The sequence below is a fragment of the Chryseomicrobium aureum genome, assembly GCF_043182735.1.
Taxonomy (GTDB): Bacteria; Bacillota; Bacilli; order Bacillales_A; family Planococcaceae; genus Chryseomicrobium; species Chryseomicrobium aureum.
The window spans coordinates 2,160,112-2,185,580 of the sequence record NZ_CP171117.1; the positions used below are offsets into that span (position 1 = coordinate 2,160,112).

A 25,469-nucleotide genomic window follows, 5' to 3' on the forward strand; every position below is an offset into this window, starting at 1 on the left:
CCGCCTCTCTTACGCTTGTTTTGGTACTTCGATTAGAATTGCATCCCCTTGACCGCCGCCTGAACAGATGGCTGCGATACCAAGTCCTCCGCCACGCTTTTGAAGTTCAAGTGCTACTGTGTAAACAATACGTGCTCCTGATGCGCCGATCGGGTGACCGAGAGCAACCGCTCCGCCGTTCACGTTTACTTTCTCTGCATCCAGGCCAGCGATCTGATTGCTGACAAGTGCAACCGCTGCGAATGCTTCGTTGATTTCAATCAAGTCGATTTCTTCAATCGATTTGTTATATTTTTCAAGAAGTGTGTTGATAACTAGTCCTGGTGTTTGCGGGAAGTCTTCTGGTGCCACTCCCACTTCTGCATGTCCGACGATATAGCCAAGCGGTGTTGCGCCTAGTTCTTGTGCTTTTTGTTCAGAAGTCAGTACGACTGCACAGGCTCCGTCGTTCACACCTGGTGCGTTTCCTGCTGTAATAGTTCCTTCTTTTCCAAACACCGGTTTCAAGTTCGCGAGCCCTTCTACTGTCGTGCCTTTACGAGGTGCCTCGTCTGTTGCCACCGTGATTGGGTCTCCCTTGCGTTGTGGGATCTCAATCGGTGTAATTTCCTCTTCAAAACGACCAGACTCAATTGCTTTGAGTGCTAAGTCATGTGAGCGTGCTGCCCATTTGTCTTGCTCCTCGCGGCTGATTTCAAATGAATCCGCTGTTGAGTTTCCGTACGTTCCCATATGCACATTTTTCGGATGGAAAGCACAGGACAATCCGTCATACACCATGCCGTCTACTACTTGCGCATTCCCCATACGGAATCCTTCGCGTGCTTTTGGAAGGTAGTACGGTGCGTTAGACATCGACTCCATCCCGCCTGCAACGATGATATGCTCTTCTCCAAGTCGGATCAACTGGTCACCGAGTGAAATGCTGCGCATACCAGATGCACATACTTTGTTGATGGTTTCTGTTTTGACGCTCCACGGAATCCCAGCTTTGTTCGCTGCTTGACGAGAAGGAATCTGTCCTTGACCTGCTTGCAGAACTGTTCCCATGATCACTTCATCGACTTGCTCAGGTGTAACTCCTGCTCGTTCTAAGGCTGCTTGAATTGCGTGTCCCCCGAGATCTGATGCGGAAAGTGGGCTAAGTGCTCCACCAAATTTACCAAATGCCGTACGTGCTCCTGAAAGGATAACTGTCTTTGTCATTTGCGTAACTCCTTTTATTGAAAAGTTTTGTTGTAATCGCTTTCATAAGGTAGAAAAAAATATAGGCTATCGAGCGCTCGCTCAGTTTAGTCCCGTAAAGAAAGGGAGTGCATTCCACACTCCCTTCACTTACGTTTAGTTTAACGAATTATCTGATGAATTGCAATACTTACTACTGAAGGATTGGTTCTACTTCTTCTTCAGTCGTGGGTGGTTGCATTTCCCCAAATACAGCTAGCTCAAGAAGTTCCGCCACATCGTACGTACCGACTGACTCTTCTACTTCTTTTGCTTTCGTTCCATCGGACAACATCGTCAAGCAGTATGGACATCCAGATGAGATCACAGATGGATTTACTGCTAATGCTTGTTCCGTACGTGCTACATTGACACGATTTCCAACGTGTTCTTCCATCCACATCATACCGCCACCCGCTCCACAGCACATGCCCGTCTCGCGGTTACGTTCCATCTCGACAAGTTTGACACCTGGAATGGCTTTTAGAATTTCACGTGGTGGATCGTAAACATCATTGTAACGACCTAAGTAACACGAATCGTGGAACGTGATGGTCTCGTTTACAGCGTGCGTCGGCTTCAAGCGTCCCTGATTCACAAGGTCATACAACATTTCTGTATGGTGAAGGACTTCTCCCGACCAACCGAAATCACTGTATTCGTTTTTAAAGATATTGTAGGCATGCGGATCGATTGTCACAATTTTTGTAACGCCCGCTTTTTCGAATTCTTTGATGTTGGCTTGAGCAAGCTCTTGGAATAAGAATTCATTTCCGAGACGACGTGGTGTGTCTCCAGAGTTTTTCTCTTTGTTTCCAAGGATTGCAAACTTCACGCCTGCCTCGTTCATCAAGTGTGCGAATGCTAGAGCGATTTTTTGTGAACGGCTATCGAATGATCCCATTGCGCCGACCCAGAACAAGTACTCGAATCCTTCTCCTGATTTATCTGCTTCTTTCACAGTAGGGATGGCGATGTCCGGACGTGCGTCACGCCAGTTTTCTTTTTCTTTACGGTTTAGTCCCCATGGATTCCCTTGCTTTTCGATGTTTGTCATCGCGCGCTGAGCGTCTTTGTCCATTTTTCCTTCCGTCATGACAAGATAACGGCGAAGGTCGATAATTTTATCAACGTGCTCATTCATTACAGGACATTGGTCTTCACAATTACGGCACGTCGTACATGCCCAAATTTCTTCTTCTGTAATGACATCTCCGATCAATGACGGACTGTAGATGTCTTCAATAACAGCACCTTGTGCACCAGCTGCCACAGCTAACTGGTTTCCTTTAGTACCGCTGAACGCCAGTGCTGGCACCCATGGTTTTTGTTGTGTCTCAACAGCTCCCGTGAATGTTAAGTGATCACGAAGTTTTGTAATCAGATCCATCGGTGACAACATTTTCCCTGTCCCTGAAGCTGGACACATGTTTGTACAGCGTCCACATTCTACACAGGCGTAGAAGTCGATCATCTGTGCTTGCGTGAAGTCTTGGATGCGGCCCACACCAAACGTTGGCATTTCTTCTTCCGCGTCCGGGTTGTCTTCATCTTCTTCAATATCAAAGTCAATCGGTTTTAGGCGTCCAACATTGTCTAAACGGTGGTAATAGACGTTTGCTGGTCCTGTGATCAAGTGGAAGTGCTTTGATTGCGGAACGTACACTAGGAATGTGAGTAGGAATAGTAAGTGTGCCCACCACATAATGAAGAATACGACTGCTGCCGCTGTTGGTGGCAAGAAGCCAAATACCGCTGCGATAGATGAAGCGACTGGCTCTGTCCATGTCCCCGCATGGTCGTGCCAAATCATGTTCATACCGTTTCCGATCAATACAGAAACCATTAGACCCCCGATGAAGATGAGGACTAGTCCACTCTTCCATCCACGTTTTAGACGCGCTAACTTTTCAACGTAACGACGGTAGAATGCCCACACGACAGCAATTAAAATGACGAGTGTGACAATCTCTGTGAAGAAAGTGAAAGCAGGATACAAAGGCCCAAGTGGCAAGTGTGAATCCGGTTTCAAACCTTTCCAAATAAAATCAATTGCGCCTAATTGAACGAGTAAAAACCCGTAGAAGAACATGACGTGGATTGCACCACTTTTCTTATCCTTCAATAGTTTCTTTTGTCCAAATACATACACCCAAATCTTGCGCATACGCTCTTTGACATTATCTTCGAACTCGACTTTTTTCCCGAGTTTGATGAATTGGTAACGTGTCTTGAGCAGGTACGCGAATAAGTAAATGGCATAGCCAGTTACAGCGATGAATAGAACCCAGTTTGCGATTAATAACGGACTCAATTTCTTCTCCCCCTCTAGGATGACATTCGATCTTACTTGTAAGCATAACAACGCTATTCGAAGAAAGAAAGTGTTTGTTTCAGTATAAAAATGAATGAGCATTCAGTCAAGGTTTTTTTCCTCATCTAAAAATCCCCTGACCAACAAAAGCTGATCAGGGGATTGGAACACTATTCTTTTTCTGTGTGAAACACTTTTGCGCCGCGGATGTACTCTACGTCGCGGACTCCACTGCGAGCATTGACCACGCGTGCTGCCGCGAACAAATAATCCGACAAACGGTTCAAATAGCGCTGAACGATGATAGGAACATCCTCCTGTTGTTTCATCAAACTCACCATTTGACGTTCTGCACGGCGCGCAACTGTTCGCGCGATATGAAGAGTCGCTGCAGCAGAAGTTCCACCTGGTAAGATGAACCGTTCGAGTGCCGGCCCTTCCTCCATCAACTGGTCGATACGCTTTTCTAAAACTTCGATTGGTTCTTCTGTCAATTTATAATTCCGGACTTTTGTTACAACGGCTAAATCACCACCACAATCAAAAAGTTCGTGTTGGATAGCTTCTAAATCTTCAAGAATGTCCTTGAATAATTCCGCATTAAGTTCCGTAACAGCTTTGCCAATAAAAGAATTGGCTTCATCGATCGTGCCGTACGTTTCAATTCGTAGATCGTCTTTATCTGCGCGCGCACCAATTAAACTGGTTTGCCCTTTGTCCCCTGTTTTCGTGTAAATCTTCATTTAGTTTTCCTCCCCTTGTGCCTGTTTGTAAGAACGAATCGCTTGGCGTGTACAGTCGACGACGCCTTTTCCGATTAACTTTCCGAGTTCCGTGATTGGGCCCCCGTAAGGTAAGTTCTCTCCTTGTTGGGTGGCTGCGACCACAAGACTATCTGTTGGCGTACCCGTCGCTAACGTCCCAGTGCGTTTATCCAAGACTTGTTCTTCCGCAAGAGCTTTCGTCTTCGCTTCTGTGGCTGTCATCATCGCTTCAATAAACGCTTCATCTGACAAGTTTCCGTTCACGAGGATCCATGTATTGATTGTACCAATGGCTGGTAGAGACTGCACTTCATGTGCCCGTGACACATCGAGAGCGTTTCCGATGCCCGCGGTGACCATGATGACGAGTGATCCAAATGACGCTTCATACTCTTTGATAGCTGCTCCGCTTACATCTACTGCTGTGAGTTGCATGACGGTCTCTGTTGGAATCCAATGACGCGTGCGCGCAAACTGCTTCACTTCCTGTTCCACATCATTGACGTTGTATGTCTGCGGTACTTGCCGATTCACGATTGTGCGGTACCAGCCAAAACCCGGATTCAAAACTGCTGAGGACACAACGCGAAGTGGACGCTCCTTGTGAAGCACAATGGCGTTTTCGGTCACGAGCACGTCCGTGGCACGAACCCAGGAAATTGAGCTTTCCACTTCACTTGGCAATAAAGTCATCTGCGGCTTAGGTTCAACCGGGTGCGCCGCGACATCTAGACGTGTCTCATAGACCGTTTCGAGAGTCTCTTTTGCAACAACTTCATGTGGCTCTCCGTAGGCGGACACGCGGCCTTTTTCCAGGAGCAACAAATGATCACAATAAAGAGAAGCCAGGTTGATATCGTGGAATACACTGACGACGGCTGTATTTTGCGTTTGTACATGCATTTTTAACGTATCAAGCAATTGTTTTTGGTGTGCGATATCTAGGTGATTCGTCGGCTCATCGAGAAGAAGAAGATTCGCTTGCTGGGCAAGTGCTTGTGCGACAAATACTCGTTGCTGCTCCCCACCCGATAATGTCGTAATTTCTTGATACGCATACGGTACAACTTGGGTAATCTGCATGGCCTCCATGACAGCTTCCTCATCCGCTGTCTTCCAGCTTGAGAACAACCCTTGTTGATGCGGGTAGCGTCCAAGCGACACCGCTTCTTTTACAGTCATCCCAAAACTTTGGGGCGGCAATTGCGGAAGCACGGCCATCTTGCGTGCGAGTTCTTTTGGTTTATAAGATGTCATTGGCTTGTCTTCGATAGAGACTTTCCCAGAGGATGCAGAGAGCAGTCCACTGACAAGCTTCAAAAGTGTCGACTTCCCACTTCCGTTCGGACCGAGAATCCCTAAGATTTCTCCAGGTTTCACTGTGAACGAGACATCATGGACAATAGGATGGGCGTAACCACCGGAAATCTTTTCGACTCGTAACATCTAGCTCACGCCCTTTCGTCGCTGGCGGAAGAAAATCCACGCAAATACAGGTGCCCCTATGAATGCGGTCATGACACCAATTGGTAGCTCGGTCGGCTCGATAATCGTGCGTGCCACCAAGTCACATAAAATGAGTAAGGATGCGCCGTTGATCATACTGAGTGGCAACACGTGCCGGTTGTCAGCACCGAATAATTGCCGGACCATGTGCGGCACGACCAGACCGACAAATCCAATCGTTCCCGAAACTGCTACCGCTGCCCCAGTCAACATGGAACCTGCAACGAGGACTTCTTTTTTCACGCGCGCGACATTGACCCCTAAATGATGTGCACGGTCTTCACCAAGTTGTAGGGCATTCAAATCTCGCACTCGGAATAAAAGCCATGTACCCGCAATCGCCACGAACGGTACAATCATTTGCACGTGTGTCCATGTGCGCATGGCAACGCTTCCGAGTAACCAGCCAATAATTTGGCGCAATTCTTCGCCAGTTAAAGCGATCATGAGCGAAATCATGGCACCGAAAAAGGAACTCGTAATAATCCCTGTCAAAATGATAGTTTCCATCCGCAGTGAGCGGTCAATCATGCGGGCGAATGAAACCACGACGATGAGTGTGACAACCGCTCCGACCATACTGAGTAGCGGTAATGTGAACATCCCAAAAAAAGGGAAAGACAATCCAAAAAAGATGGTTGCCACGGCTCCGACTGATGCGCCGGAAGAGACACCGAGTGTGTACGGGTCAGCAAGTGGATTTTTCAATAATGCCTGGAATGCAGCTCCAGCCACTGCTAAGCTAGCTCCGACAAGGGCTGCGAGAAACACACGCGGCATCCGGATATTCCAGACAATTGTTGAGGCGGTTGCATCCTCGCTCCCTCCCCATAAAGTGGATACTGGAATCTGGACGGCACCAATCGAGACACCGAGCCAGATTGAAGCGACTAACAGCAAGATCGATACAATCCAGCCAAGAGGTCTTCTAGTCATTCATAATTTCCGGGTAGACAGCCTTTGCAAGCTCTTCAAGAGCCAGTGCAAGACGCGGTCCCGGACGCGTTGTAATATCTTCATTCACTTCTATGACAGCATCTTGCTGCACTGCTGTCACTTGATCAAATCCAGGTCGTGCTTTCACAGCATCCACGGCATTTTCCATGTAGTTATACGTCAAGACGATGACATCTGGGTTGCGTGAGATGATTTCTTCTGAGTTCATCATCAGCCAGCCTTCTTGGTCCGCTACAACATTTTCTGCATTGATAAGGTCTAGTAGTTCTTGATTCAATGTACCTTGGCCTGCTGTGTAGATTTCAGGGTCCCCCGATGCTTCTAAGAAAACTTTTTTCGGTGTTTCAACCGCTTCTAATTTACTCGCTACTTCTTCTACTTGCGCTTTCATATCTGAAACGACTTGATCAGCTTCTTCTGATTTCCCCGTCACTTCTCCGATGTCGAGAATGGTCTCGTACGTTTCATCAAAACTCATTGCATTGTCAACGACAAATACTTGCACACCTGAGTCAATCAGTGGTTGCAAACCTGCCTCTGCTGACGACCAGCTCGATTCATGTGCAAGGATTAGGTCGGGTTGGAGAGCGGTCATCACTTCGATGTTAAATTCAAATGAACCGATTTTTTCTTTCGTCGTTGCCGCTTCTGGGTAGTTATCGTAATCTGTGACCCCTACGACTTCTTCATCTAATCCTAAGGCGAACAAGATTTCCGTGTTACTCGGAATCATCGAGATGATAGCGTCTGGTGCTTCTTCCAGAGTGATTTCATTGCCCACTGCATCAGTAACTGTGAGTGGAAATGCTGTATCTTCTGTTTCCGGAGTTGTTGACGTCTCCGGAGTTTCAGTTGCTTCTTCGTTCGTACATGCCCCTAGTAGTAACGTGGCTGCTAAAAGTGAACTTACCCATTTTTTCATTGTCTTTCCCCTTTTCTGTGTATGTAAAAAACCCGCCTTCCTCTACGGAAAGACGGGTAAAAATAGGTATAAATCGGCTAGAGCATGCAAAAAGGCATAGTCGACTTACACCAACCCATCCTCGTAGGTTCACGGCGCATTCAACAAGGCAGGTTTCCTGGCTTACGACTGATGTCGCTTACAGTGGCGGGACCGCGCTGGACTTTCACCAGCTTCCCTTTTACCTCAAGCAATCCGTTACTTGAGCACCTTGTTGTGTTGTGTCTAGCGTACTACATTTTCTCTGGAGCGGAAACCCCTAATAATTTCAGTGCATTTTCAATCGTTTGGCGCGTAGCCGAAATCAGTGCAAGGCGTGCTTGTGACAAGTCTTTTGCTTCTGGGTCCAATACTTTGTTGGCATTGTAGAAGCTATGGAACTGTGCAGCTAGTTCTTGAATGTACGTTGCCACGCGGTGCGGTGCACGAAGTTTTGCTGCATCTGCCACCACTTGTGGGAAGTCTCCCACTTTTTTCATCAAGTCAATCTCTTTTTCGTCCGTTAACAAGGACAAGTTTTCAACCGAAGCTGCCATCTGGTGCTCTTCTGCTGCACGAAGGATTGAACAGATACGCGCATGTGCGTATTGTGCATAATAAACAGGATTTTCATTTGACTGAGAAACAGCCAGGTCAAGGTCAAAGTCCATGTGCGAATCGCCTGAACGCATACCGAAGAAATAACGCACTGCATCGAGCCCAACTTCTTCTACTAGTTCACGCATCGTCACAGCTTTCCCTGTACGTTTGCTCATCTTCATTTTCTCGCCGTCTTTATACAATTGCACCATTTGAATGACGCTGACTTCTAACGTGTCGCGGTCATAACCGAGCGCTTGAATGGCTGCTTTCATACGTGGAATGTACCCGTGGTGGTCCGCACCCCAAATGTTGATCAGCTTTTCAAAACCACGGTTGATCTTGTCTTCGTGGTACGCAAGGTCTGGCGTCAAGTATGTGTAGCTGCCGTCTTGTTTGATCAGTACGCGGTCTTTGTCATCGCCAAATGTTGTCGAGCGGAACCAGGTCGCGCCTTCTTCTTCGTAGATATGGCCGTTCGCACGAAGCTTGTCCAGTGCCACGTCAATTTTGCCGTTTTTATAAAGTGAAGACTCCGAGAACCACTCGTCGAAGTTCACGCGGAAGTCTGCTAGATCTTGTTGCAATTTCTCAAGTTCTTTTTGTAACCCGTAGCTGCGGAAGAATTCATAACGTTCTTCGTCCGATAGAGATGCGTATTTGTCCCCGTCGTTTGCTGCAAGTTCCCCAGCAATGTCTTTAATATCTTGTCCATGGTAACCGTCTTCCGGCATGTCCCGGTCTTGCCCGAGCGCTTGGAAGTAGCGTGCTTCTAACGAAAGCGCCAAATTGTGAATTTGGTTTCCAGCGTCGTTGATGTAATATTCACGGCTCACGTCATAGCCTGCGAAATCAAGAACGTTACACAGTGAGTCTCCTACAGAAGCTCCGCGCGCGTGGCCGAGGTGCAAGTCGCCTGTTGGGTTCGCAGAGACAAACTCGACTTGTACTTTTTCGCCTTCCCCAGTGTCTGAGCGACCGAATGCCGTACCCGCTGTAAAAGCTGTGTTGATGACTTGTTGCAGGTAGTCTTTTTTTGTACGGATATTTAGGAAACCAGGTCCCGCGATTTCAACAGATTCAATCGATGTTCCTTCTGTTTCAAGTTTCTCTAAAATCTGTTCAGCAATGGCACGCGGGTTTTTCTTCGCGATTTTTGTGAGTTGCATAGCAACGTTTGTCGCGTAATCCCCGTTTGCTTTGTCACGAGGGGCTTCTAAGTGGATCGAAACCGACTGGTCGCCTGCTAGACCTGTCGCGTCGACTGCTTTTTGAAGAGCGTCTTTAATGGATTGTTGAAGTTGTTCTACTGCATTCATTCGGTTACCTCCGTATAATGATAGTCGATTGTGTAATCGCCCATTTTTTCACTGTCTTGATAAAGAGAATATTCAATGCGGTCGTGGCCTTCTGTATGGATGATTCGACTCGTGAATACTTCCAGCGGCATCGTGTGACCGTGCATTGTATAGTGCCCTTTTGTTTTTTGTCCAAGTTCGAACTCAATTCGCATATCCGCGACGCCGCGCCGTCGGATGTAGCCACCGGACCCTTCAAATTTAACGAGGGTTTGGGTGATTTCTTCTGTCACTTCTTCAAACCGTAAGAAGCGTTTTTGTTGTTTGTAATACATCGAGCCAGTTGCTCGGTGGTATTCCTGGGTCATTTTTGTTCCGGGATGCTTGAAGGTCGACACAATCTTCAGCTGAATCGGAATCCCTGCCTGTTCGGTCATTCTCAAGCCCTCTTTTCGGTATTTGGTTATTTCTATAACCTTTTTAGTATACGGGAGATTGGGGAGATTGTGAAGGTGGGAGTGTTGTTACAAAAAAACACGGAAATCGAGAATACCTCGACTTCCGTGTTTTGAACTCTTACTCTTTTATCCACCCAAGCAACATCTCACGAATCAATTTTGAAGCCGTGTTTGCTGTTTGCTCCGATGAATCATAAATCGGTGCCACTTCAACTAAATCAAAGCCGACCACGTTGACGCCAGAGTTTGCGATTGCGTGGATCGAAGCAAGTAGCTCGCGGCTTGTTATACCACCGCAGTCTACTGTGCCCGTTCCAGGTGCATGCGCTGGGTCTAAGACATCGATATCGATCGTCACGTATACCGGGCGACCTTCAAGTTTTGGTAACACTTTTTTCAGTGGTTCCAATACTTCAAACTTTGCAATTTCCATACCGTTCGCTTTTGCCCACTCGAACTCTTCTTTCATTCCAGAACGGATTCCGAATGAATAGACGTTGTGCGGCCCGATGTGTTCAGCGATTTTACGAATTGGTGTCGAGTGAGAAAGAGGCTCTCCCTCATAGTCCACACGTAAATCTGTGTGCGCATCCATATGAATGATTGCAAGGTCTTTGTGAACCGCTGCGACTTCTTTCATGACCGGCCACGATACTAAGTGTTCCCCGCCCATTCCGACTGGGACTTTGCCGTCTTGCAGTAGTTGACGAATGAAGCCACCGATCAACTCAAGGCTCTTCTCCGCATTTCCGAATGGGAGTGGGATATCGCCTGCGTCAAAGTAGTTTACGTCATCTAGCTCGCGGTCGAGATACGGGCTGTATTCTTCAAGACCGATTGACACTTCGCGAATACGCTGTGGGCCAAAACGAGAACCTGGACGGTAACTCACTGTCCAGTCCATAGGCATTCCGTAAATTACGGCTTGCGCGTTCTCGTAGTCTTGTTTGCTTTTAATAAAAACGTTGCCGCTATATGCTTCATCAAATCTCATCTTACTCACCTGCTAAATCCTTCACGAATTTTGGTAGTACGAACGCTGCAGTGTGAAGCTCTTTCGTATAGTACTTCGTGTCGATGTCGTGGAATTGCTCCGCCGGCACGTTCAATGGATCATGTTTCTTAGATCCGATTGTGAAGCACCAAAGACCTGATGGGTATGTCGGGATGTTTGCTGTATAGAGCTTTGTGATTGGGAAGATTTCCTTCACGTCGCTTTGCACTTGCTTGATTAAGTCCGCTTTGAACCAAGGGTTGTCGGACTGTGCCACGAACAAACCGTCTTCTTTCAAGGCTTTGTGGATCCCAGCATAGAAACCTTTTGTGAACAGGTCAACTGCAGGTCCCATCGGCTCTGTTGAATCGACCATGATCACATCATATTCATTTTCCGATTTTGCGATGTGCATGAAGCCGTCACCAACGATGACCTCAACGCGTGGGTTATCAAGTTCCCCAGCAATTTCCGGAAGGTATTTCTTTGAGTATTCGATTACTTTTCCATCTATATCAACTAACGTTGCTTTTTTCACTTTCGGGTGCTTCATCACTTCACGGATTACTCCACCGTCTCCACCACCGACAACCAATACGTTCTCAGGATTTGGGTGTGTGAACAATGGCACGTGTGCCACCATTTCGTGATAAACGAACTCATCTTTTTGAGACGTCATGACCATGCCATCTAGGAACAACATGTTGCCCCACTCCGCTGTTTCCGCCATCTCTAAGAATTGCCACTCCGTCTGTTCAACGTGTAACGTTTTATTTATCTTCATCGTAATTCCAAAGTTTTCGGTCTGCTTTTCTGTATACCAGTTTCCGCTCATTTATCTATCTCCTTCCAAGCTTGAAAAAATAAAATACAGACAAACTATACAGGTTTTTTCAAAAAGTGCAACTGTTTTTCGTTTAATCTGTCCATTCCCTTTCCATACTAGAGGAAAGGGAGGGAAACGTCTATGAAACGTGCGCAGCTACGCCGAAGAAAGGCGGAAGTGGATGGAACTTGACGATATGTCCCCTTACCTTCCAATGGCGTTTTTAGCGATTGAAGATCAAGAATTTTATGACCACAGCGGATTCGATTACTCGCGGATTGCTGGGGCTGTGCTAACGCAAGGCCCGACTTAAAGTGGGTTCAAACACAATTTAGGACGACGATTTTAGTAAAACAAATTTGGAACCGATTCCCAAGAGGTGCCTGTCACCTTTTGGGAACCACTGGAAAAAGGTGACAGGCACCGAATGGTACTTCGCACAATTTCTGAACAGTCAGCTCCACATCTAACAATAAAAAAACCCCCAAATGGTTTCCGGCCATTCGGGGGCGTGACGCCTGCTTTTACGAGCGTGTACGGGTATGCAAGCTGGTAAAAGAGCGTCGTGTCCTAGCATTACAGTTACGTAAGCTTTAAACTCATTTTACTTTCTTTAGTGACGAAATTCAACCGGATTTGAAATTGTCACAGTTTAGTCAGAACTTGCAAGTGCCTGTTTCAATTCTTCTGGACTTCTTTCCCACATCTGCGCATCGTGAGACTTTAAGAAATCACGCAAAATATCTTTTGACCGTTCGTCTAAATTTTCTAGCATAAATTTGCGTTTCATCGATTTGTCCATTCGGTTCACGTGATCCGATAGCAACTTATAACCACGGCGCTTTTCACGGTTGATCACCATTTCACATGACGCCATTCCAGCATAATACGGGCCTTCTGGAAGCTGGTCAATTGTTACCCACACGAGCCAGTACGGTTTGCCTCCTGCTGAGTCTTCTCGATTGGTTGTGAATTTGATCCCGCGCTCCGTATCACTGCGTGCATGCATCGCTCCGATTTCAACACGGGCCACCCCCTCTTCTACATCGACGATTACGGGGGAAACATTTTCAAGTGATAACGAACCAATTCCGTAGCCTTTGTGGCCGTCTGTTGGGTCATTTTTTATAATGGTGAAGCCTATTTTTTGTTTTGGTTTTTGCTCATCTGGCATATCGCTTCGCTCCTTCCTCTATGGTACGATAGCTATTAGTATACAGAACATTTCGCAAAAGGAGGAAGAAATATGCCATACGTTACCGTGAAAATGTTAGAAGGTCGCACTGAAGAACAGAAAAAAGCTTTAGTTGAGCGTGTGACTGCTGCAGTGACAGAAACTGTCGATGCACCTGCTGAGAAAGTTGTCGTGTTCATCGAAGAAATGCCGAAGAACCATTACGCTGTTGCAGGAAAACGCCTTTCTGACCAGTAATCTAGAATCAACAAAAGACAGCATTTTCTCTAGAACAAGAGAATTTGCTGTCTTTTTTTAGGTACCTGTCCCAGAAACAATTCAGACATTCAAAATTATTCATCAAGTATGCACTGCGAACCCGCATTTCTGCGTTGTATTCTCGATATTCATAAATTGTGTTGGAATTGTTTGGGTACCAGGTACCTTTTGGGAACTGAATGGAAAGTGCCACTCACTCCAGATACATTCTCTATTTCAATCGACAAGAGAAGGCAGAGATTGAGTACAAGTAGTTTTCTAGAGCGGTGTTCTCCACATCTAAACGGAATCGAGTTGCACCATTTCTGAACAGTCGGCTCCACATCTAAGTGTTAACAGTTATTCTTCTTCAAATCCTCAATAAACTTGAACGCTTCTGCAAACTCTTCTTCCGTAAAATTCAACTTCCCTTTGACAATATGTACCTTATCGATCTGAGCCTGCTGCTCCAAATCATCGAAGTAAAATAAAGTCGCCACAAGCTCCAAGAAACGAGAGGACTTTTCTTTCATTTCCCCAATACACGTTGAAAAGGCGTCGCCCAGTGGAGGGGACAATTCCATAAAGTCCATGCTTTCAGAAGTCGTGGAGTACGCATATTGTGTATATGCCCCTTTGTCTTCTTTTTCTTCCACCAAGAACCCCATTGTACAAAGTTCTTCGATACGCGCCGTCAATTCCTCAGAATACGGGCCATACATATGGAATTCATATTTTTCGTTCACAGGATAGCCGAGCTTTTTTGCGATGTACATCATCTTTTGAAGTTTTTTTCGGCCTGTGATGCCATGTGCCTGCTCGATAAACCGCACGATTGCTGCGTGATCACGTAGCATGGTTACACCTCCTTCAGTCCTAATACGTCTCGGATACGTCGCTCTGCCGGCGTATCCCCGCGCAGCCGTTCTTCCGGAAAATACAATTTATGATCGGAGCGCCTCTTGCCAGAGACCGCTTCTACAATTTCTGATTGGCGAGACAGTTCCTTTATTTCACCAGATGGCATGAGTAAATGGATTGGAATTCGTTCGCCCTCTTCGCCTGGACGGTAAAAGTCATACGGTAAGTCAGACGAAGAATCGAATACTAAATAGTAGTCTGGGTCGATACCCGCTTCTCGGAAAAGGGATTCCAACTCCCGCATTTTCATAAAGTCTTTGGCGGGATCAAATTCGATATACTGGAACAACTTTCGGTACATGAAACGAGAACACAAGTCCGCAAGAATCGTGTCCTGCTCCTTCGTCCACAATTGGAAATAGGTCAGTAACACACTTTCATCGAGTGCGACATAGTCTTCTAGTGTGAATGTGCTGTCAAAGAAACTTTTGAAGTGTGTAGGTTCATGTGTAAACGTGTACCCTTCCTCACTCAGCTTTTTCGCACGGTGAAGGGCTTTTGTCAAAATCACTTCCGCACTTCGTGATACCGGGTGGAAATAGACCTGCCAGTACATTTGGTAGCGGCTCATGATGTAATCCTCTACCGCGTGCATCCCGCTAGATTTGATGACAACTTGGTCTTCGAGGGGGCGCATCACACGTAAGATTCGTTCCATATCAAAGTGCCCGTAGCTGACCCCTGTGAAGTAGGCGTCGCGTTGCAAGTAATCCATTCGGTCGGCGTCGATTTGACTTGAAATCAAGCTGACAACTTGTTTGTTTGGATACGTCTTTGCGATGACGTCTGCTACTTTTTGCGGGAAGTCTGTACTAACGCGTGACAAGATAGCATTCACTTCAGTGTCGCCGAGTAAGATAGCTTGTGTGAAGTCTTCATGGTCTAACGAAAATACGTTTTCAAATGCGTGGGAAAACGGCCCGTGTCCGAGGTCATGCAAAAGCGCTGCACAGAGGACAACTAAGCGTTCTGACTGATCCCATTCGGGGCGCCCTTCAAAGCTGTTGTCTATAATTCGACGAACAATCTCATAGACCCCAAGCGAGTGGCTAAAACGGCTATGTTCCGCTCCGTGAAACACCAGATACGTCGTTCCGAGCTGACGAATGCGGCGAAGTCGTTGGAATTCTTTTGCACCAATGACATCCCAAATCACTTGATCACGAATATGTATATAACGGTGGACCGGATCTTTGAACACTTTTTCTTCTGCTAGTTTTTGTGTGGCATAAGGTGTCATGCTTTCACCGTCTTTCAATCAGTATAAGGAAGTTGTCGGTTGAAAAAAAGGGTCTTCCGAACTGCTCTTCTATACCCTTCTTCTTCGTGAACAAGTCCTTTAAATCCTCTAAATTGCTCAGAATAAAAAAAGTCTGACTCAACTTTCGTCAGACTGTTACGCGTTTGGTAGCATCCCTTGGGATTCTAGCTTCGCAATTACTTTTTCCATCAATTCCTCTTCAGATAGCGCCGCAACTGGGCGGTTGTTGACGAATGTAAATGTCTTTTTACGTCCAGGCCCACAGTAGGACTGGCATTCTTTCACTTCTATTTCAGCCTCAGGATCGAGAGCTTTCAGTTTCGGAAGCAGTGTCTTGAGATGGACGGCGTCACACTCATTGCAAACACGAAAATGGTTTGCCATAATCTCCACACCCTTTTGTGTAATGTCGAACTCGTTGTCATTGTAGCGCAGGAAATTGTTTTCTAGCAAGCGAAATTTATGTGAATAAAAGTCTTAGAATCTGCCTATGCTAAATTTTAGAACACAAGAGAAAAGAGGGAAAATTACTTCCCAGGGAAGATTTCAAATACAAGTTAACTTCTTATTATAGGAAACTCTCTGGGAAGCTCCAGGGACCTAAAAAGGGCAGCCGCGGCTGCCCTTTTTTTAGTTTTTGGTTAACATTTTCTGGTTTCGTTCGACGACACGAGTCAAATAGGATGTGTACAATTCCATCTCTTCTTGCGCAAGTGACTGGATACGCACGTCGCCAGCCAAAGCCTGAATGACCTGGTAGCTGCGGACGACCAGGTCTTGCACGGTGAATGGCTGTCCCGTTAATTCAACGAGGGACGCCATCACTTCTGGTTTGATTTCAGGGTACGTGAATTTAGTCGGTTCACCTTGCAGTGACAAGTCGTAAAATTCACGAACGAGTTCTGCACGCGCGCTTCCGCTTCCCTCCACACATAAATAAATCTGAACGGCAATGCCTTGACGAATGCGGCGTTGCGAAATGCCTGCAAACTTCTTGCCACCGATACTTAAATCGTAATCCCCCGGGCAATAGGACCCGACAATCTCATACGCTTCAATCTGGTCTTCTACTTCTGGCAACATCAATTTCACAAAGTCGACCATCGCTTCGTAGCCTGCTGGAATATCAATGGGTTCTCCTTGCTCTGAAAATACTAGAGAGAGATTCAACACCCCATCATCTAGGACAACTGCGAGGCCGCCTGAGTTCCGAACGATCGGTGAAAATCCTTGTGTCCGGAGATAGTCCATTCCGTCTTCTAAATAGGGCAACCGGTGATCTTGAATACCGAGCACGACTGTTTGACGATGCACCCACGTGCGAAGTGTTGGGGGTGAAATAGTTTGACCGACTGCATGGCAAAGCGTATCGTCCGCCGCGAACGATTCTAATGCAGAACGTGATTGTGCACTTAGGGATTCATCCCAAAATCGCCATAAAGGGCGTTGTAATAATTTCATGAGACAACTTCTTTCTAGTCCATCCGTGCTACTGCAAACTTTGTGCAGCAGTCAAATAACTTAATTTGTAAACATCATCTGCAGAACACCCGCGTGACAAATCGTTCACTGGCTGATTTAACCCTTGCAAAATTGGCCCGATTGCTTCAAACCCGCCTAAGCGCTCTGCAATTTTGTAGCCAATGTTTCCTGCTTCAAGTGTTGGGAACACGAAGACATTCGCTTGTCCTGCAACTTCTGAACCTGGTGCTTTCTTTGCAGCGATGGACGGGACGAGACTTGCATCAAACTGCAGCTCTCCGTCGATTGACAACGCTGGGTCTTTTTCCTTCGTAAGTTCTAGCGCACGCGAAACTTTTTCTGTTTCTTCTGATACAGCGGAACCTTTCGTAGAAAACGACAGCAATGCCACTTTCGGGTCGATACCGAATGCAGAAGCGGTCTTGGCGCTTTCTACAGCGATTTCTGCTAAATCTTCACTCGTTGGTGCAATCGTGATCGCGCAGTCGGCAAATACGTAACGCATGTCGCCTTTTGCCATGATGAACGCGCCACTTGTTTTTTGGATGCCTGGCTTTGTTTTAATAATCTGGAGTGCTGGACGAACAGTATCCGCTGTTGTGTGGGCAGCGCCACTGACTAATCCGTTCGCTTTCCCCGTATACACGAGCAGTGTTCCGAAGTAGTTCACTTGCTTTAATAATTCACGTGCTTGTTCTGGCGTAGTCTTTCCCTTACGGCGTAATACGAATGCTTCTACAAGCTCTTCTATATAGGCATAGGTTTCTGGGTTGATTACCTCAATTCCTCGCTCAGACAATTCCGGAACATTGCCGATGACGACCGGCTTGATAATGCCTTCTTCATGCAGACGAATCGCTGCTTCTTGTATACGAGAGTCTGTCCCTTCAGGTAAGACGATGGTTTGTTGTTTCGATTTTAGCGTTTCTTTGATTTGATCGATGAAATGTGTCATCCGGTCTCCTCCTTCGTTCTTCTATTGCAAGAATACATGATTTAGCCACAGTTTGTCATGCCTTGTCTACGCTACAATAGAAAGGCGGGCAAGACATATGGTAAACTGGAAATGTTGAAAAGGACTAAAGGAGTGTTTAAATATGAACGAAGCAGCAATTACATTAGATGGCTGGTACGTACTGCATGACTTCCGCACGATGGACTGGTCTTCTTGGAAGCAGTTATCCGCAGAAGAGCGCCAAGCCGCAACAGATGAGTTTTTAGCATTTTTAGATGAGATGCAACAAGTCGATGATGCAAAAGAAGGGGCTCACGCATTTTACACGGTGGTCGGTCAAAAAGCAGACTTCATGTTGATGACACTGCGCCCGACAATGGACGAATTGAATGCGATTGAAAACCGCTTCAACAAGCTGACGATTGCAGAATTCACAGTTCCTGCGTATTCGTACGTATCAGTAGTTGAGCTTTCAAATTACTTGGCTGGGGAATCGAATGAAGATCCTTACCAGAATCCACACGTTCGCGCGCGTCTTTACCCTGAACTTCCACGCTCGCAATATGTATGCTTCTATCCAATGGATAAGCGCCGTGAAGGAGAAGACAACTGGTACATGCTCTCAATGGATGACCGCAAAGCTATGATGCGCAGCCATGGTATGATTGGCCGCGGCTATGCTGGGAAAGTAAAACAGATCATCTCAGGCTCTATCGGTTTCGACGATTTCGAGTGGGGCGTTACATTGTTTGCGGATGATGTGCTTCAGTTTAAGAAGCTTGTTTACGAAATGCGTTTTGATGAAGTGAGCGCACGCTACGGCGAGTTCGGCTCGTTCTTCGTAGGAACCTACCTAGACAGCGACAAGCGTAAGGCGTTTTTTGAGATTTAATCTTATATAGATTGGTTTGATAATTTTTCAAACTAAATTACTTACTGAGTTGAGTGGAGTGCAGGGGCTGACTCCAGTGGGATCAAAGTCGGAACGTGAGACCCCGCAGGAGCCTGCGACGAGGAGACTCACGCCGCGCCCTCGGAAAGCAGCCCCGGAACGGAACTCAACGTAAATGAAAAATCAGTATTTTCTCTCGAAATGAATCGTAGAGAAGATACTGATTTTCTTAATTTCACCCATACATTTTAATTAAACCGATGATTTCACAACAGCTACGATCAGTAGCACCCACCCTACTAAGAAGGCCACTCCACCAATCGGAGTAATTGCCCCTAAAATCCCTACTCCACTCAAAGCAAGTACGAATAAACTTCCAGAGAAAATAACAATTCCAAGTAAAATCGCATAGCCGGCACCAGTTAAAGCACCACTAGCTCCAAGTAAATTTGGATGCATCAAAATCCCAATCGCAATGAGTGCGATTGCATGAAACATTTGATACTGTACTGCTGTCTCCCAGATTGCTAAATACCGTTCGGATAGACGCTCCTCTAACGCATGTGCGCCAAATGCTCCTAAAGCAACAGCTAGGAAACCGTTGATAGCTCCCGCAATAATAAACAACTTCACATTCTATTCCTTCTTTCGTTTAAAAATCAAATAACGAATCTCCATTAGCATCGTCTTTTTCAAAGCGTTTGCCTGTCGGTGGAACTGACGGCGAAGCTTGTTGAACAGGTGGTACTGATTGAGGCATAACTACTGATTGACTTTGAGTTGGCGTTTGTACAGGGACAGAACCTGTTGCAAGCCCAATATCACAAAGCGCACGAATCGCCGCGAAACATTCTCTTCGTTCGGCATCTGTTGTAGCCACTTGAAGACGTTGTGTATATGTTTGAATTTGTGTTGCTACTTGTTGATAACTGATCATGGCGTTTGACTCCTTTTCCCCGTTCCATGCTAGCGTAGTCAGCGGCAAAAATCAATTGGTGACTTGCCCCAAGCTTCCAGTTGCTGATTGATCTGCGAGTAAGGTTTGCTTCCAAAAAATCCTCGAGAAGCACTCAACGGGCTTGGGTGAACAGACTCTAAAATCACATGTTTCTCGGTATCGATCAGGGCCTTTTTCGTTTGGGCCGGTCTTCCCCACAATACGAAAATAACAGGTTCTTCTTTGTCAGAAACAGCGCGAATGACGGCGTCTGTGAAGTTTTCCCAGCCCCATCCTTTATGAGAATGCGCATTGCCTTGCTCGACTGTGAGTACCGTATTTAAGAGTAGCACACCTTGAGCGGCCCAACTGCGTAGGTCTCCCGTAGAACGTTTGCATCCAAGGTCTGCTTCCAACTCTTTGTACATATTGCGAAGAGATGGTGGAAGTGGTGTTCCGGGCTGTACTGAAAAACTGAGTCCATGTGCTTGCCCAGGTCCGTGATACGGGTCTTGTCCTAAAATCACCACACGAACGTCTTCAAAAGCTGTGTATTTGAGTGCATTCAATACGTCGTCCCATGCCGGATAAATCGTTTTCGTTTTATACTCTTCTTCCAATCGTTCTTTCAATAAAATGAAATACGGTGCTTCCCATTCATCGGCCAATGCTTCTTTCCACTTCATGCAACCATCACTCCTCGAATTCGATTGTAACGTCGTAATCAACAAGTTGGAACATGTCACTTAGTGTCTGCTCTGCATTTGTACGTGCTAGTTCCAGCAATCCTTGTTGACTCGCTTCCTCTATCATTAATACCCTCGCTTCTGCTGCCAAATCATACGCTTCAGAAATATCAGGCTGATCACGGAACAATCCTTCATAGGAATAGATATCTACTTCCTCAAAAAGAATTGTAGGTTCTCCAATGACTTCCGGTGCAGCGATTCGCAAAGTTGCTGTTTTGGCTTCCTCATCAATTTCAATGTCATCAGCAGATACATTCGAAAGATCAACCCCAGCCGTTACTTTTCCTGGAATAACGACGAGCACCTGACGCAGTGTTCCGGGAAGGTTAATCCCGATATCTTGGCCGAACAACTGATTATCTTCTCGTTCAATAAAAACTTTAGTAACAGATTCTGCCGTGACCAACTGCTCTAAATTCGAAAGGCGCTCAACAATCGCTCCTTTTTGCTCCGTGAACGTACTTCCACTAAATAAACTTGAAAAATACATAGGAACTACAATAGCAAGCGTGATAAGCGCAGCCAGAATAAGTGCAGGTAGTAATATAAACTTTTTAGGAATAAACTTTACAGCTTTCCATGGCAAGCGGAAGGTTCTAGTTGGAGCAGATGGTTCCGCATAAGTGGCTGCTTCTTCTCTCTTCATATCTTGTAATAGTTTCTCAAGTTCTTGTATGCGCTTCTGCTTCGTCACAACGTTCCCTCTTTCGACAGTTTCTTAAACTGTACCAGAAAAATTCCACTAGTAGCAATTGGAAGCCCGTGATAGGATGACTTCAGAGGTGAAATTATGTCAGATTTACGATTTCGAGAAAAACTACGTGAAATTGAAAAAGCCGCGACGACAGAGGACCATGTTCCTGAGAAAGCTAAACAACTGGGACTTCGTCTAACAGCCATCTTTGCAAGCCTTGTCATTCTCACGATTTTTGTGCTGGCCATTCTTTCAATGATCGGAAAAAGTTACGGTACCGCCGCTTTTCTTTTTATAGCGGGTAGTGGTCTAGCTGTAATTGCGTGGAATGTGGCAAGGGCCCCTAAGCTTCCTTGATGGAAATCTAGCGAGTATCTGCTACAATAAACATAGAATTCAGAGCGGAATGATGCTATCTTCCGCCGTGGAAAATGGGGGAACTACAATGTCAATCAAGAAAACTCTTACAATTGCAGGTTCAGATACATCTGGAGGCGCAGGTATCCAAGCCGATTTGAAAGCCTTCCAAGAGCATGGAACGTACGGTATGACAGCGTTGACAGTAGTCGTTACAATGGATCCAGACAATGGCTGGAGTCACGGGGTTTATTCCCTTCCAACAGATGTTTTAAAGTCTCAAATCAAAACAGCTCTTTCAACAGGCGTGGATGCGATCAAGACAGGAATGTTAAGCACAGAAGAAATCATTGAAATTGCAGGAAATGCGATTCAACAAGCTGGCGTGGACAACGTTGTCATCGACCCAGTAATGGTATGTAAAGGTGAAGACGAAGTTCTGAATCCAGGAACTGTTGGGGCAATGATTGAACACTTACTGCCTCACGCAAAAGTTGTCACACCGAATCTTTTCGAAGCAGGTCAACTGTCAGGTCTTGGCGCTTTAAAAACAATCGAGGATATGAAAGCTGCCGCTACAAAAATTCACGAGCTTGGCGCGAAGAACGTTATCATTAAAGGCGGCAAACAGTTGCAGCATGAAAAAGCTGTGGACTTGTTCTTCAACGGAGAAACGTTCACGTTATTAGAGACAGAAAAAACGCCTACTACTTACAACCACGGAGCTGGGTGTACATTTGCAGCATCGATCACAGCCAACCTAGCAAACGGCATGTCTGTAGAAGACGCTGTGTTTGAAGCGAAAGAATTCGTTTCTGCTGCAATCAAAAACGGTTGGAAATTAAATGAATACGTCGGGCCAGTCCTACACGGAGCTAAAGGCATTCACGGAGCACCAGAAGTCACAACTACAGAAGTTTAATAGCCTGCACTATGCAGGCTTTTTCTAACGCACGCGAAGGAGGTCTATCTATGGAAACTGTTCAACTCGAAACTTTGCAACACCACCTCGACCGCTTCGCCGGCGAGGATGTTTACATTCATTTAGAAACGACGAATGGCGCATATGCCAACCACTTCAATCAAGAAGTATTTAATGCAGGCGCATTCATCCGCAATGTTCAGTTACGGTATGAACTTGCAAAAGTCGTGGGCGACTCCCCCCACCGTGTCGGTCTAAAATTGCCGAATGGCTGGGTATATGCACAAGGCATCACGCACTTTGAAGTGGATGAACACGACCGCCTATTGATGGCCGGTCATGACTATAGCGGCAAATTAGCGGTCGCTCTTCAGATCAGCCGCACACCGTTTGCTTATTAAGGAGGAATTGACATGACTTTACCGCATGAAGAAGCTGTTCTCGTCATCTTTCCTCACCCGGATGACGAAGCATTTGGTGTCTCTGGCACCATTTCAACGTATATCAAACAAGGTGTTCCTGTTACATACGCTTGCCTAACGCTCGGTGAGATGGGACGTAATTTAGGAAATCCACCGTTTGCGACCCGTGAATCACTTCCACAGATTCGCAAAAAAGAATTGCAAGCCTCTGCAGATGCAATGGGACTTACGGATCTGCGCATGATGGGGTTACGTGACAAGACGATTGAGTTCGAAGACGATAACAAGATGGTTACGCTCGTGCAAGATTTGATCGAGGATGTGAAACCCTCTCTGATCATCACGTTCTACCCAGATTACTCAGTTCACCCAGACCATGAAGCGACGGCTCGCGCTGTATCGCGTGCGGTTTATCGTCTTCCGAAAGAAGCGCGACCTAAACTGTATGCTGTGGCGTTCTCGAATGATACAAAGGATGATTTGGGAGAGCCTCATGTGATTCATGACATCACAGAAGCCCGCGACAACAAAATGGGTGCGATGCGTGCACATATTTCTCAGACAGCTTGGATGCTTGAAGAAATGGAAAAACGCCTTGCTGAAGGTGAACCGGAAGCGGAAAACTGGCTCCACTTTGAACGTTTTTATGTATACGATGTGGAAACGAGCAAGTATCAGTAAACCAAATCGATGCCTGGTGAAAACTAGGCATCTTTTTAATTTTTCTGAATAAATTTCATGATAATTTATTTTACGATAATTTATTCATGATTATCGAATATTCATACGCTAATATGCACTTTACTTCCTTAAAGTACGCATATAAATTGAATAGATTGAATAAACAAAATAGTTCAATTTTACTATCTAAAACTAAAATTACAGTCTTTTCACCTTGAAATCATGCGATTTTCGCAGACTTTTACAATATCTTACATAGACATTTGAAAGCGCTTTTCGTATGATAAGTGCACGGTTTCGCCGAAGTTTTTACATAAAGGAGACTACGTATGAAAAAGAAATTTTCTCTTTCCACATGGTTGCTGTTTTTAATCCCTTCCATCGTGGGTGTTGTTTTATTCATGATTCCACTTCCAGATGGCGATACAATGCGCGTACCGATCGCTTCATTCGCCAACGTTCTTTCTGGTTGGCTAGCTCCTGTTATTCAGTGGATTGCGTTAGCCACAGTGGCAATCGCAGCGATTGGTTCGTTACTGTTTGTCGCACGTCCGAAAGATGATTCGTTCGCGTCTGGTCTTTTTAAAGTTACACCGTTTTGGTTGGTCGTTCGTCTTATTGCACTAGTGTATGCTGTGATGATCATTTTCCAAATCGGACCGGAAGCTGTTTGGAATGAGTATACAGGTGGCTTACTTTTAGAACCAACTGAAGGTTTGGTTTCTTTCCTATTCACCATCTTCTTATTTGCCGGATTACTTCTTCCATTGCTTTTAAACTTTGGTTTACTCGAGTTCTTCGGTGCCATGCTTGTAAAAGTGATGCGTCCTTTATTTGGACTTCCAGGTCGTTCAGCAGTCGATGCGGTCACGTCTTGGGTCGGAGATGGAACAATCGGCGTTCTTCTGACTTCACGTCAGTATGAAGAAGGCTACTATACGAAAAAAGAAGCAGCCATTATCGGAACTACCTTCTCTGTCGTATCCATCACGTTTAGTATTGTTGTTATAGAAGAAATTGGTCTTGGTGCATACTTTTTACCATTCTACGGAACAGTTATTTTAAGTGGAATTATTCTTGCACTCGTTATGCCACGTATTTATCCACTTCGCGGCAAGTCGGAAACGTATGTGGATGATACACCACTTGATTTGTCACGTGAAGAATTACCTGCACACCATTCCGTTGTATCGTATGGTTTAGAAAACGCTTTGAAGAAAGCTGATGCCAATCGCTCAGTTTCAAAATTCTTTAAAGATGGCTTAAAGACTGTTGCCGATATGTATATCGGTGTAGCACCCGTCGTGCTTGCTTTTGGTACAACAGCTCTTATGCTTGCAGAATTTACATCGTTCTTCACAATCCTAGGAAAACCGTTTGAACCGCTATTGATGATTGCAGGACTTCCTGAAGCTTCAGAAGCAGCCGCGACAATCGTTGTCGGGTTTGCGGATATGTTCTTACCTGCAATTCTTGGATCAGGAATTGAATCAGAAATGACACGTTTCTTCATTGCAACGATGTCGGTTACACAATTGATTTATATGTCTGAGGTCGGTGGACTTCTTCTAGGTTCGAAGATTCCAGTCAACTTCAAAGACTTACTTGTCATTTTCCTACTACGTACATTGATTGCATTCCCAATCATCGCGGTAGTAGCGCATCTTCTGTTTTAATGGATAATATAAAATAGGTTGAATCAAAAAAGGAGTTTCTCGTAAATTGAGAGACTCCTTTTTGTATGGTGTTAGGTGTGTAGGGGAAGCGTTCCGCGGGCGCGGGCTGAGCCAAGGTCTCAGCTGCCGCTTTTAATCCCGCTGGAGTCACCCCTACCCACTTTACAAGTTTTGTGATTTATCAATTTCTTTTTAGAAATCAACTTT

At 45.7% G+C, this 25,469-nt stretch carries 28 protein-coding genes and 1 riboswitch; of the genes, 8 read left to right on the forward strand and 20 right to left on the reverse strand.

The features are described 5' to 3' along the window. Positions 1 to 9: 9 nt before the first annotated feature. From ACF3OH_RS11230 to speE, 10 genes are all read right to left on the reverse strand, one after another. The gene (locus tag ACF3OH_RS11230) at positions 10 to 1,206 is read right to left on the reverse strand and encodes an acetyl-CoA C-acetyltransferase (RefSeq protein WP_392454708.1); all 1,197 of its coding nucleotides are present in this window, start codon (positions 1,204 to 1,206) and stop codon (positions 10 to 12) included. 172 nt (positions 1,207 to 1,378) lie between these two features. Next, the gene (locus ACF3OH_RS11235; protein ID WP_392454709.1) at positions 1,379 to 3,538 is read right to left on the reverse strand and encodes a (Fe-S)-binding protein; all 2,160 of its coding nucleotides are present in this window, start codon (positions 3,536 to 3,538) and stop codon (positions 1,379 to 1,381) included. 170 nt (positions 3,539 to 3,708) lie between these two features. Further along, positions 3,709 to 4,281 carry a cob(I)yrinic acid a,c-diamide adenosyltransferase gene (locus ACF3OH_RS11240; protein WP_392454710.1) on the reverse strand — a complete coding sequence of 191 codons (573 nt, stop codon included), beginning with the start codon at positions 4,279 to 4,281 and terminating at the stop codon, positions 3,709 to 3,711. Further along, entirely contained in the window at positions 4,282 to 5,748 is a 1,467-nt protein-coding gene (locus ACF3OH_RS11245) for an adenosylcobinamide amidohydrolase (RefSeq protein WP_392454711.1), read from the reverse strand. It lies immediately after the preceding gene. Further along, complete coding sequence (locus tag ACF3OH_RS11250) at positions 5,749 to 6,744, reverse strand: iron ABC transporter permease (protein WP_204589814.1); 996 nt, start codon at positions 6,742 to 6,744, stop codon at positions 5,749 to 5,751. Continuing rightward, positions 6,737 to 7,687, reverse strand: a complete 951-nt coding sequence (locus ACF3OH_RS11255) for an ABC transporter substrate-binding protein (RefSeq protein WP_392454712.1) — start codon at positions 7,685 to 7,687, stop codon at positions 6,737 to 6,739. The genes ACF3OH_RS11250 and ACF3OH_RS11255 overlap by 8 nt, the downstream gene beginning before the upstream one ends. Before the next feature lie 129 nt (positions 7,688 to 7,816). Further along, positions 7,817 to 7,955, reverse strand: a riboswitch (cobalamin riboswitch). A gap of 4 nt (positions 7,956 to 7,959) precedes the next feature. After that, on the reverse strand, positions 7,960 to 9,624 hold the full coding sequence (gene argS, locus ACF3OH_RS11260) for an arginine--tRNA ligase (RefSeq protein WP_392454713.1): 1,665 nt from the start codon (positions 9,622 to 9,624) through the stop codon (positions 7,960 to 7,962). Beyond that, entirely contained in the window at positions 9,621 to 10,040 is a 420-nt protein-coding gene (locus tag ACF3OH_RS11265; RefSeq protein WP_204589817.1) for a DUF1934 domain-containing protein, read from the reverse strand. The genes argS and ACF3OH_RS11265 overlap by 4 nt, the downstream gene beginning before the upstream one ends. Before the next feature lie 139 nt (positions 10,041 to 10,179). Continuing rightward, positions 10,180 to 11,055: an agmatinase gene (gene speB / locus ACF3OH_RS11270; protein WP_392454714.1), complete on the reverse strand. Its 876-nt coding sequence runs from the start codon at positions 11,053 to 11,055 to the stop codon at positions 10,180 to 10,182. 1 nt (position 11,056) lies between these two features. Further along, complete coding sequence (gene speE / locus ACF3OH_RS11275; RefSeq protein ID WP_392454715.1) at positions 11,057 to 11,890, reverse strand: spermidine synthase; 834 nt, start codon at positions 11,888 to 11,890, stop codon at positions 11,057 to 11,059. A gap of 139 nt (positions 11,891 to 12,029) precedes the next feature. Here speE and ACF3OH_RS11280 point away from each other — a divergent pair, with 139 nt between their 5' ends. Continuing rightward, positions 12,030 to 12,194: a transglycosylase domain-containing protein gene (locus ACF3OH_RS11280; RefSeq protein ID WP_392454716.1), complete on the forward strand. Its 165-nt coding sequence runs from the start codon at positions 12,030 to 12,032 to the stop codon at positions 12,192 to 12,194. Between the two features lie 339 nt (positions 12,195 to 12,533). Here ACF3OH_RS11280 and ACF3OH_RS11285 read toward each other — a convergent pair whose 3' ends face one another. After that, positions 12,534 to 13,055 carry a YwhD family protein gene (locus ACF3OH_RS11285; RefSeq protein WP_392454717.1) on the reverse strand — a complete coding sequence of 174 codons (522 nt, stop codon included), beginning with the start codon at positions 13,053 to 13,055 and terminating at the stop codon, positions 12,534 to 12,536. Positions 13,056 to 13,127: 72 nt separating this feature from the next. On the opposite strand from ACF3OH_RS11285, the gene ACF3OH_RS11290 reads away from it, so the two are divergent. Beyond that, a complete protein-coding gene (locus tag ACF3OH_RS11290; protein WP_204589822.1) occupies positions 13,128 to 13,313 on the forward strand; it encodes a 2-hydroxymuconate tautomerase in 186 nt (61 codons plus the stop codon). 353 nt (positions 13,314 to 13,666) lie between these two features. Here ACF3OH_RS11290 and ACF3OH_RS11295 read toward each other — a convergent pair whose 3' ends face one another. From ACF3OH_RS11295 to pta, 5 genes are all read right to left on the reverse strand, one after another. After that, positions 13,667 to 14,170 carry a YwgA family protein gene (locus tag ACF3OH_RS11295; RefSeq protein ID WP_392454718.1) on the reverse strand — a complete coding sequence of 168 codons (504 nt, stop codon included), beginning with the start codon at positions 14,168 to 14,170 and terminating at the stop codon, positions 13,667 to 13,669. 2 nt (positions 14,171 to 14,172) lie between these two features. Continuing rightward, positions 14,173 to 15,474 (reverse strand): HD domain-containing protein, encoded by a 1,302-nt coding sequence (locus tag ACF3OH_RS11300; RefSeq protein ID WP_392454719.1) that lies wholly within the window; start codon positions 15,472 to 15,474, stop codon positions 14,173 to 14,175. A gap of 156 nt (positions 15,475 to 15,630) precedes the next feature. Then, positions 15,631 to 15,879 carry a DUF1450 domain-containing protein gene (locus tag ACF3OH_RS11305; protein ID WP_204589825.1) on the reverse strand — a complete coding sequence of 83 codons (249 nt, stop codon included), beginning with the start codon at positions 15,877 to 15,879 and terminating at the stop codon, positions 15,631 to 15,633. Between the two features lie 246 nt (positions 15,880 to 16,125). Continuing rightward, entirely contained in the window at positions 16,126 to 16,956 is an 831-nt protein-coding gene (locus ACF3OH_RS11310) for a biotin/lipoate A/B protein ligase family protein (RefSeq protein WP_392454720.1), read from the reverse strand. 28 nt (positions 16,957 to 16,984) lie between these two features. Continuing rightward, positions 16,985 to 17,932, reverse strand: a complete 948-nt coding sequence (pta, locus tag ACF3OH_RS11315; RefSeq protein ID WP_392454721.1) for a phosphate acetyltransferase — start codon at positions 17,930 to 17,932, stop codon at positions 16,985 to 16,987. 142 nt (positions 17,933 to 18,074) lie between these two features. Between pta and hemQ the strand changes: the two genes are divergently transcribed. Then, complete coding sequence (gene hemQ, locus ACF3OH_RS11320; protein WP_392454722.1) at positions 18,075 to 18,824, forward strand: hydrogen peroxide-dependent heme synthase; 750 nt, start codon at positions 18,075 to 18,077, stop codon at positions 18,822 to 18,824. A 252-nt stretch (positions 18,825 to 19,076) separates the two neighbouring features. Here the strand turns inward: hemQ and ACF3OH_RS11325 are convergent, their stop codons facing one another. From ACF3OH_RS11325 to ACF3OH_RS11340, 4 genes are read right to left on the reverse strand one after another with little or no spacing between them, the layout of a single operon-like run. Beyond that, a complete protein-coding gene (locus ACF3OH_RS11325) occupies positions 19,077 to 19,457 on the reverse strand; it encodes a DUF423 domain-containing protein (RefSeq protein ID WP_392454723.1) in 381 nt (126 codons plus the stop codon). Positions 19,458 to 19,476: 19 nt separating this feature from the next. Continuing rightward, positions 19,477 to 19,761 (reverse strand): YwdI family protein, encoded by a 285-nt coding sequence (locus ACF3OH_RS11330; protein WP_392454724.1) that lies wholly within the window; start codon positions 19,759 to 19,761, stop codon positions 19,477 to 19,479. 38 nt (positions 19,762 to 19,799) lie between these two features. Further along, complete coding sequence (locus ACF3OH_RS11335; protein WP_392454725.1) at positions 19,800 to 20,447, reverse strand: uracil-DNA glycosylase; 648 nt, start codon at positions 20,445 to 20,447, stop codon at positions 19,800 to 19,802. Between the two features lie 7 nt (positions 20,448 to 20,454). Next, complete coding sequence (locus ACF3OH_RS11340; RefSeq protein ID WP_392454726.1) at positions 20,455 to 21,204, reverse strand: DUF4230 domain-containing protein; 750 nt, start codon at positions 21,202 to 21,204, stop codon at positions 20,455 to 20,457. A 96-nt stretch (positions 21,205 to 21,300) separates the two neighbouring features. Between ACF3OH_RS11340 and ACF3OH_RS11345 the strand changes: the two genes are divergently transcribed. The 5 genes from ACF3OH_RS11345 (at position 21,301) to ACF3OH_RS11365 (ending at position 25,262) form a co-directional block, all read left to right on the forward strand. Continuing rightward, positions 21,301 to 21,561: a hypothetical protein gene (locus ACF3OH_RS11345; RefSeq protein ID WP_392454727.1), complete on the forward strand. Its 261-nt coding sequence runs from the start codon at positions 21,301 to 21,303 to the stop codon at positions 21,559 to 21,561. An 88-nt stretch (positions 21,562 to 21,649) separates the two neighbouring features. After that, the gene (thiD, locus tag ACF3OH_RS11350) at positions 21,650 to 22,483 is read left to right on the forward strand and encodes a bifunctional hydroxymethylpyrimidine kinase/phosphomethylpyrimidine kinase (RefSeq protein WP_392454728.1); all 834 of its coding nucleotides are present in this window, start codon (positions 21,650 to 21,652) and stop codon (positions 22,481 to 22,483) included. Positions 22,484 to 22,533: 50 nt separating this feature from the next. Then, on the forward strand, positions 22,534 to 22,884 hold the full coding sequence (locus ACF3OH_RS11355) for a YojF family protein (RefSeq protein WP_204589835.1): 351 nt from the start codon (positions 22,534 to 22,536) through the stop codon (positions 22,882 to 22,884). A 12-nt stretch (positions 22,885 to 22,896) separates the two neighbouring features. Next, on the forward strand, positions 22,897 to 23,586 hold the full coding sequence (bshB2, locus tag ACF3OH_RS11360) for a bacillithiol biosynthesis deacetylase BshB2 (RefSeq protein ID WP_392454729.1): 690 nt from the start codon (positions 22,897 to 22,899) through the stop codon (positions 23,584 to 23,586). Positions 23,587 to 23,915: 329 nt separating this feature from the next. Then, on the forward strand, positions 23,916 to 25,262 hold the full coding sequence (locus tag ACF3OH_RS11365) for a YjiH family protein (protein WP_392454730.1): 1,347 nt from the start codon (positions 23,916 to 23,918) through the stop codon (positions 25,260 to 25,262). Positions 25,263 to 25,469 lie beyond the last annotated feature (207 nt).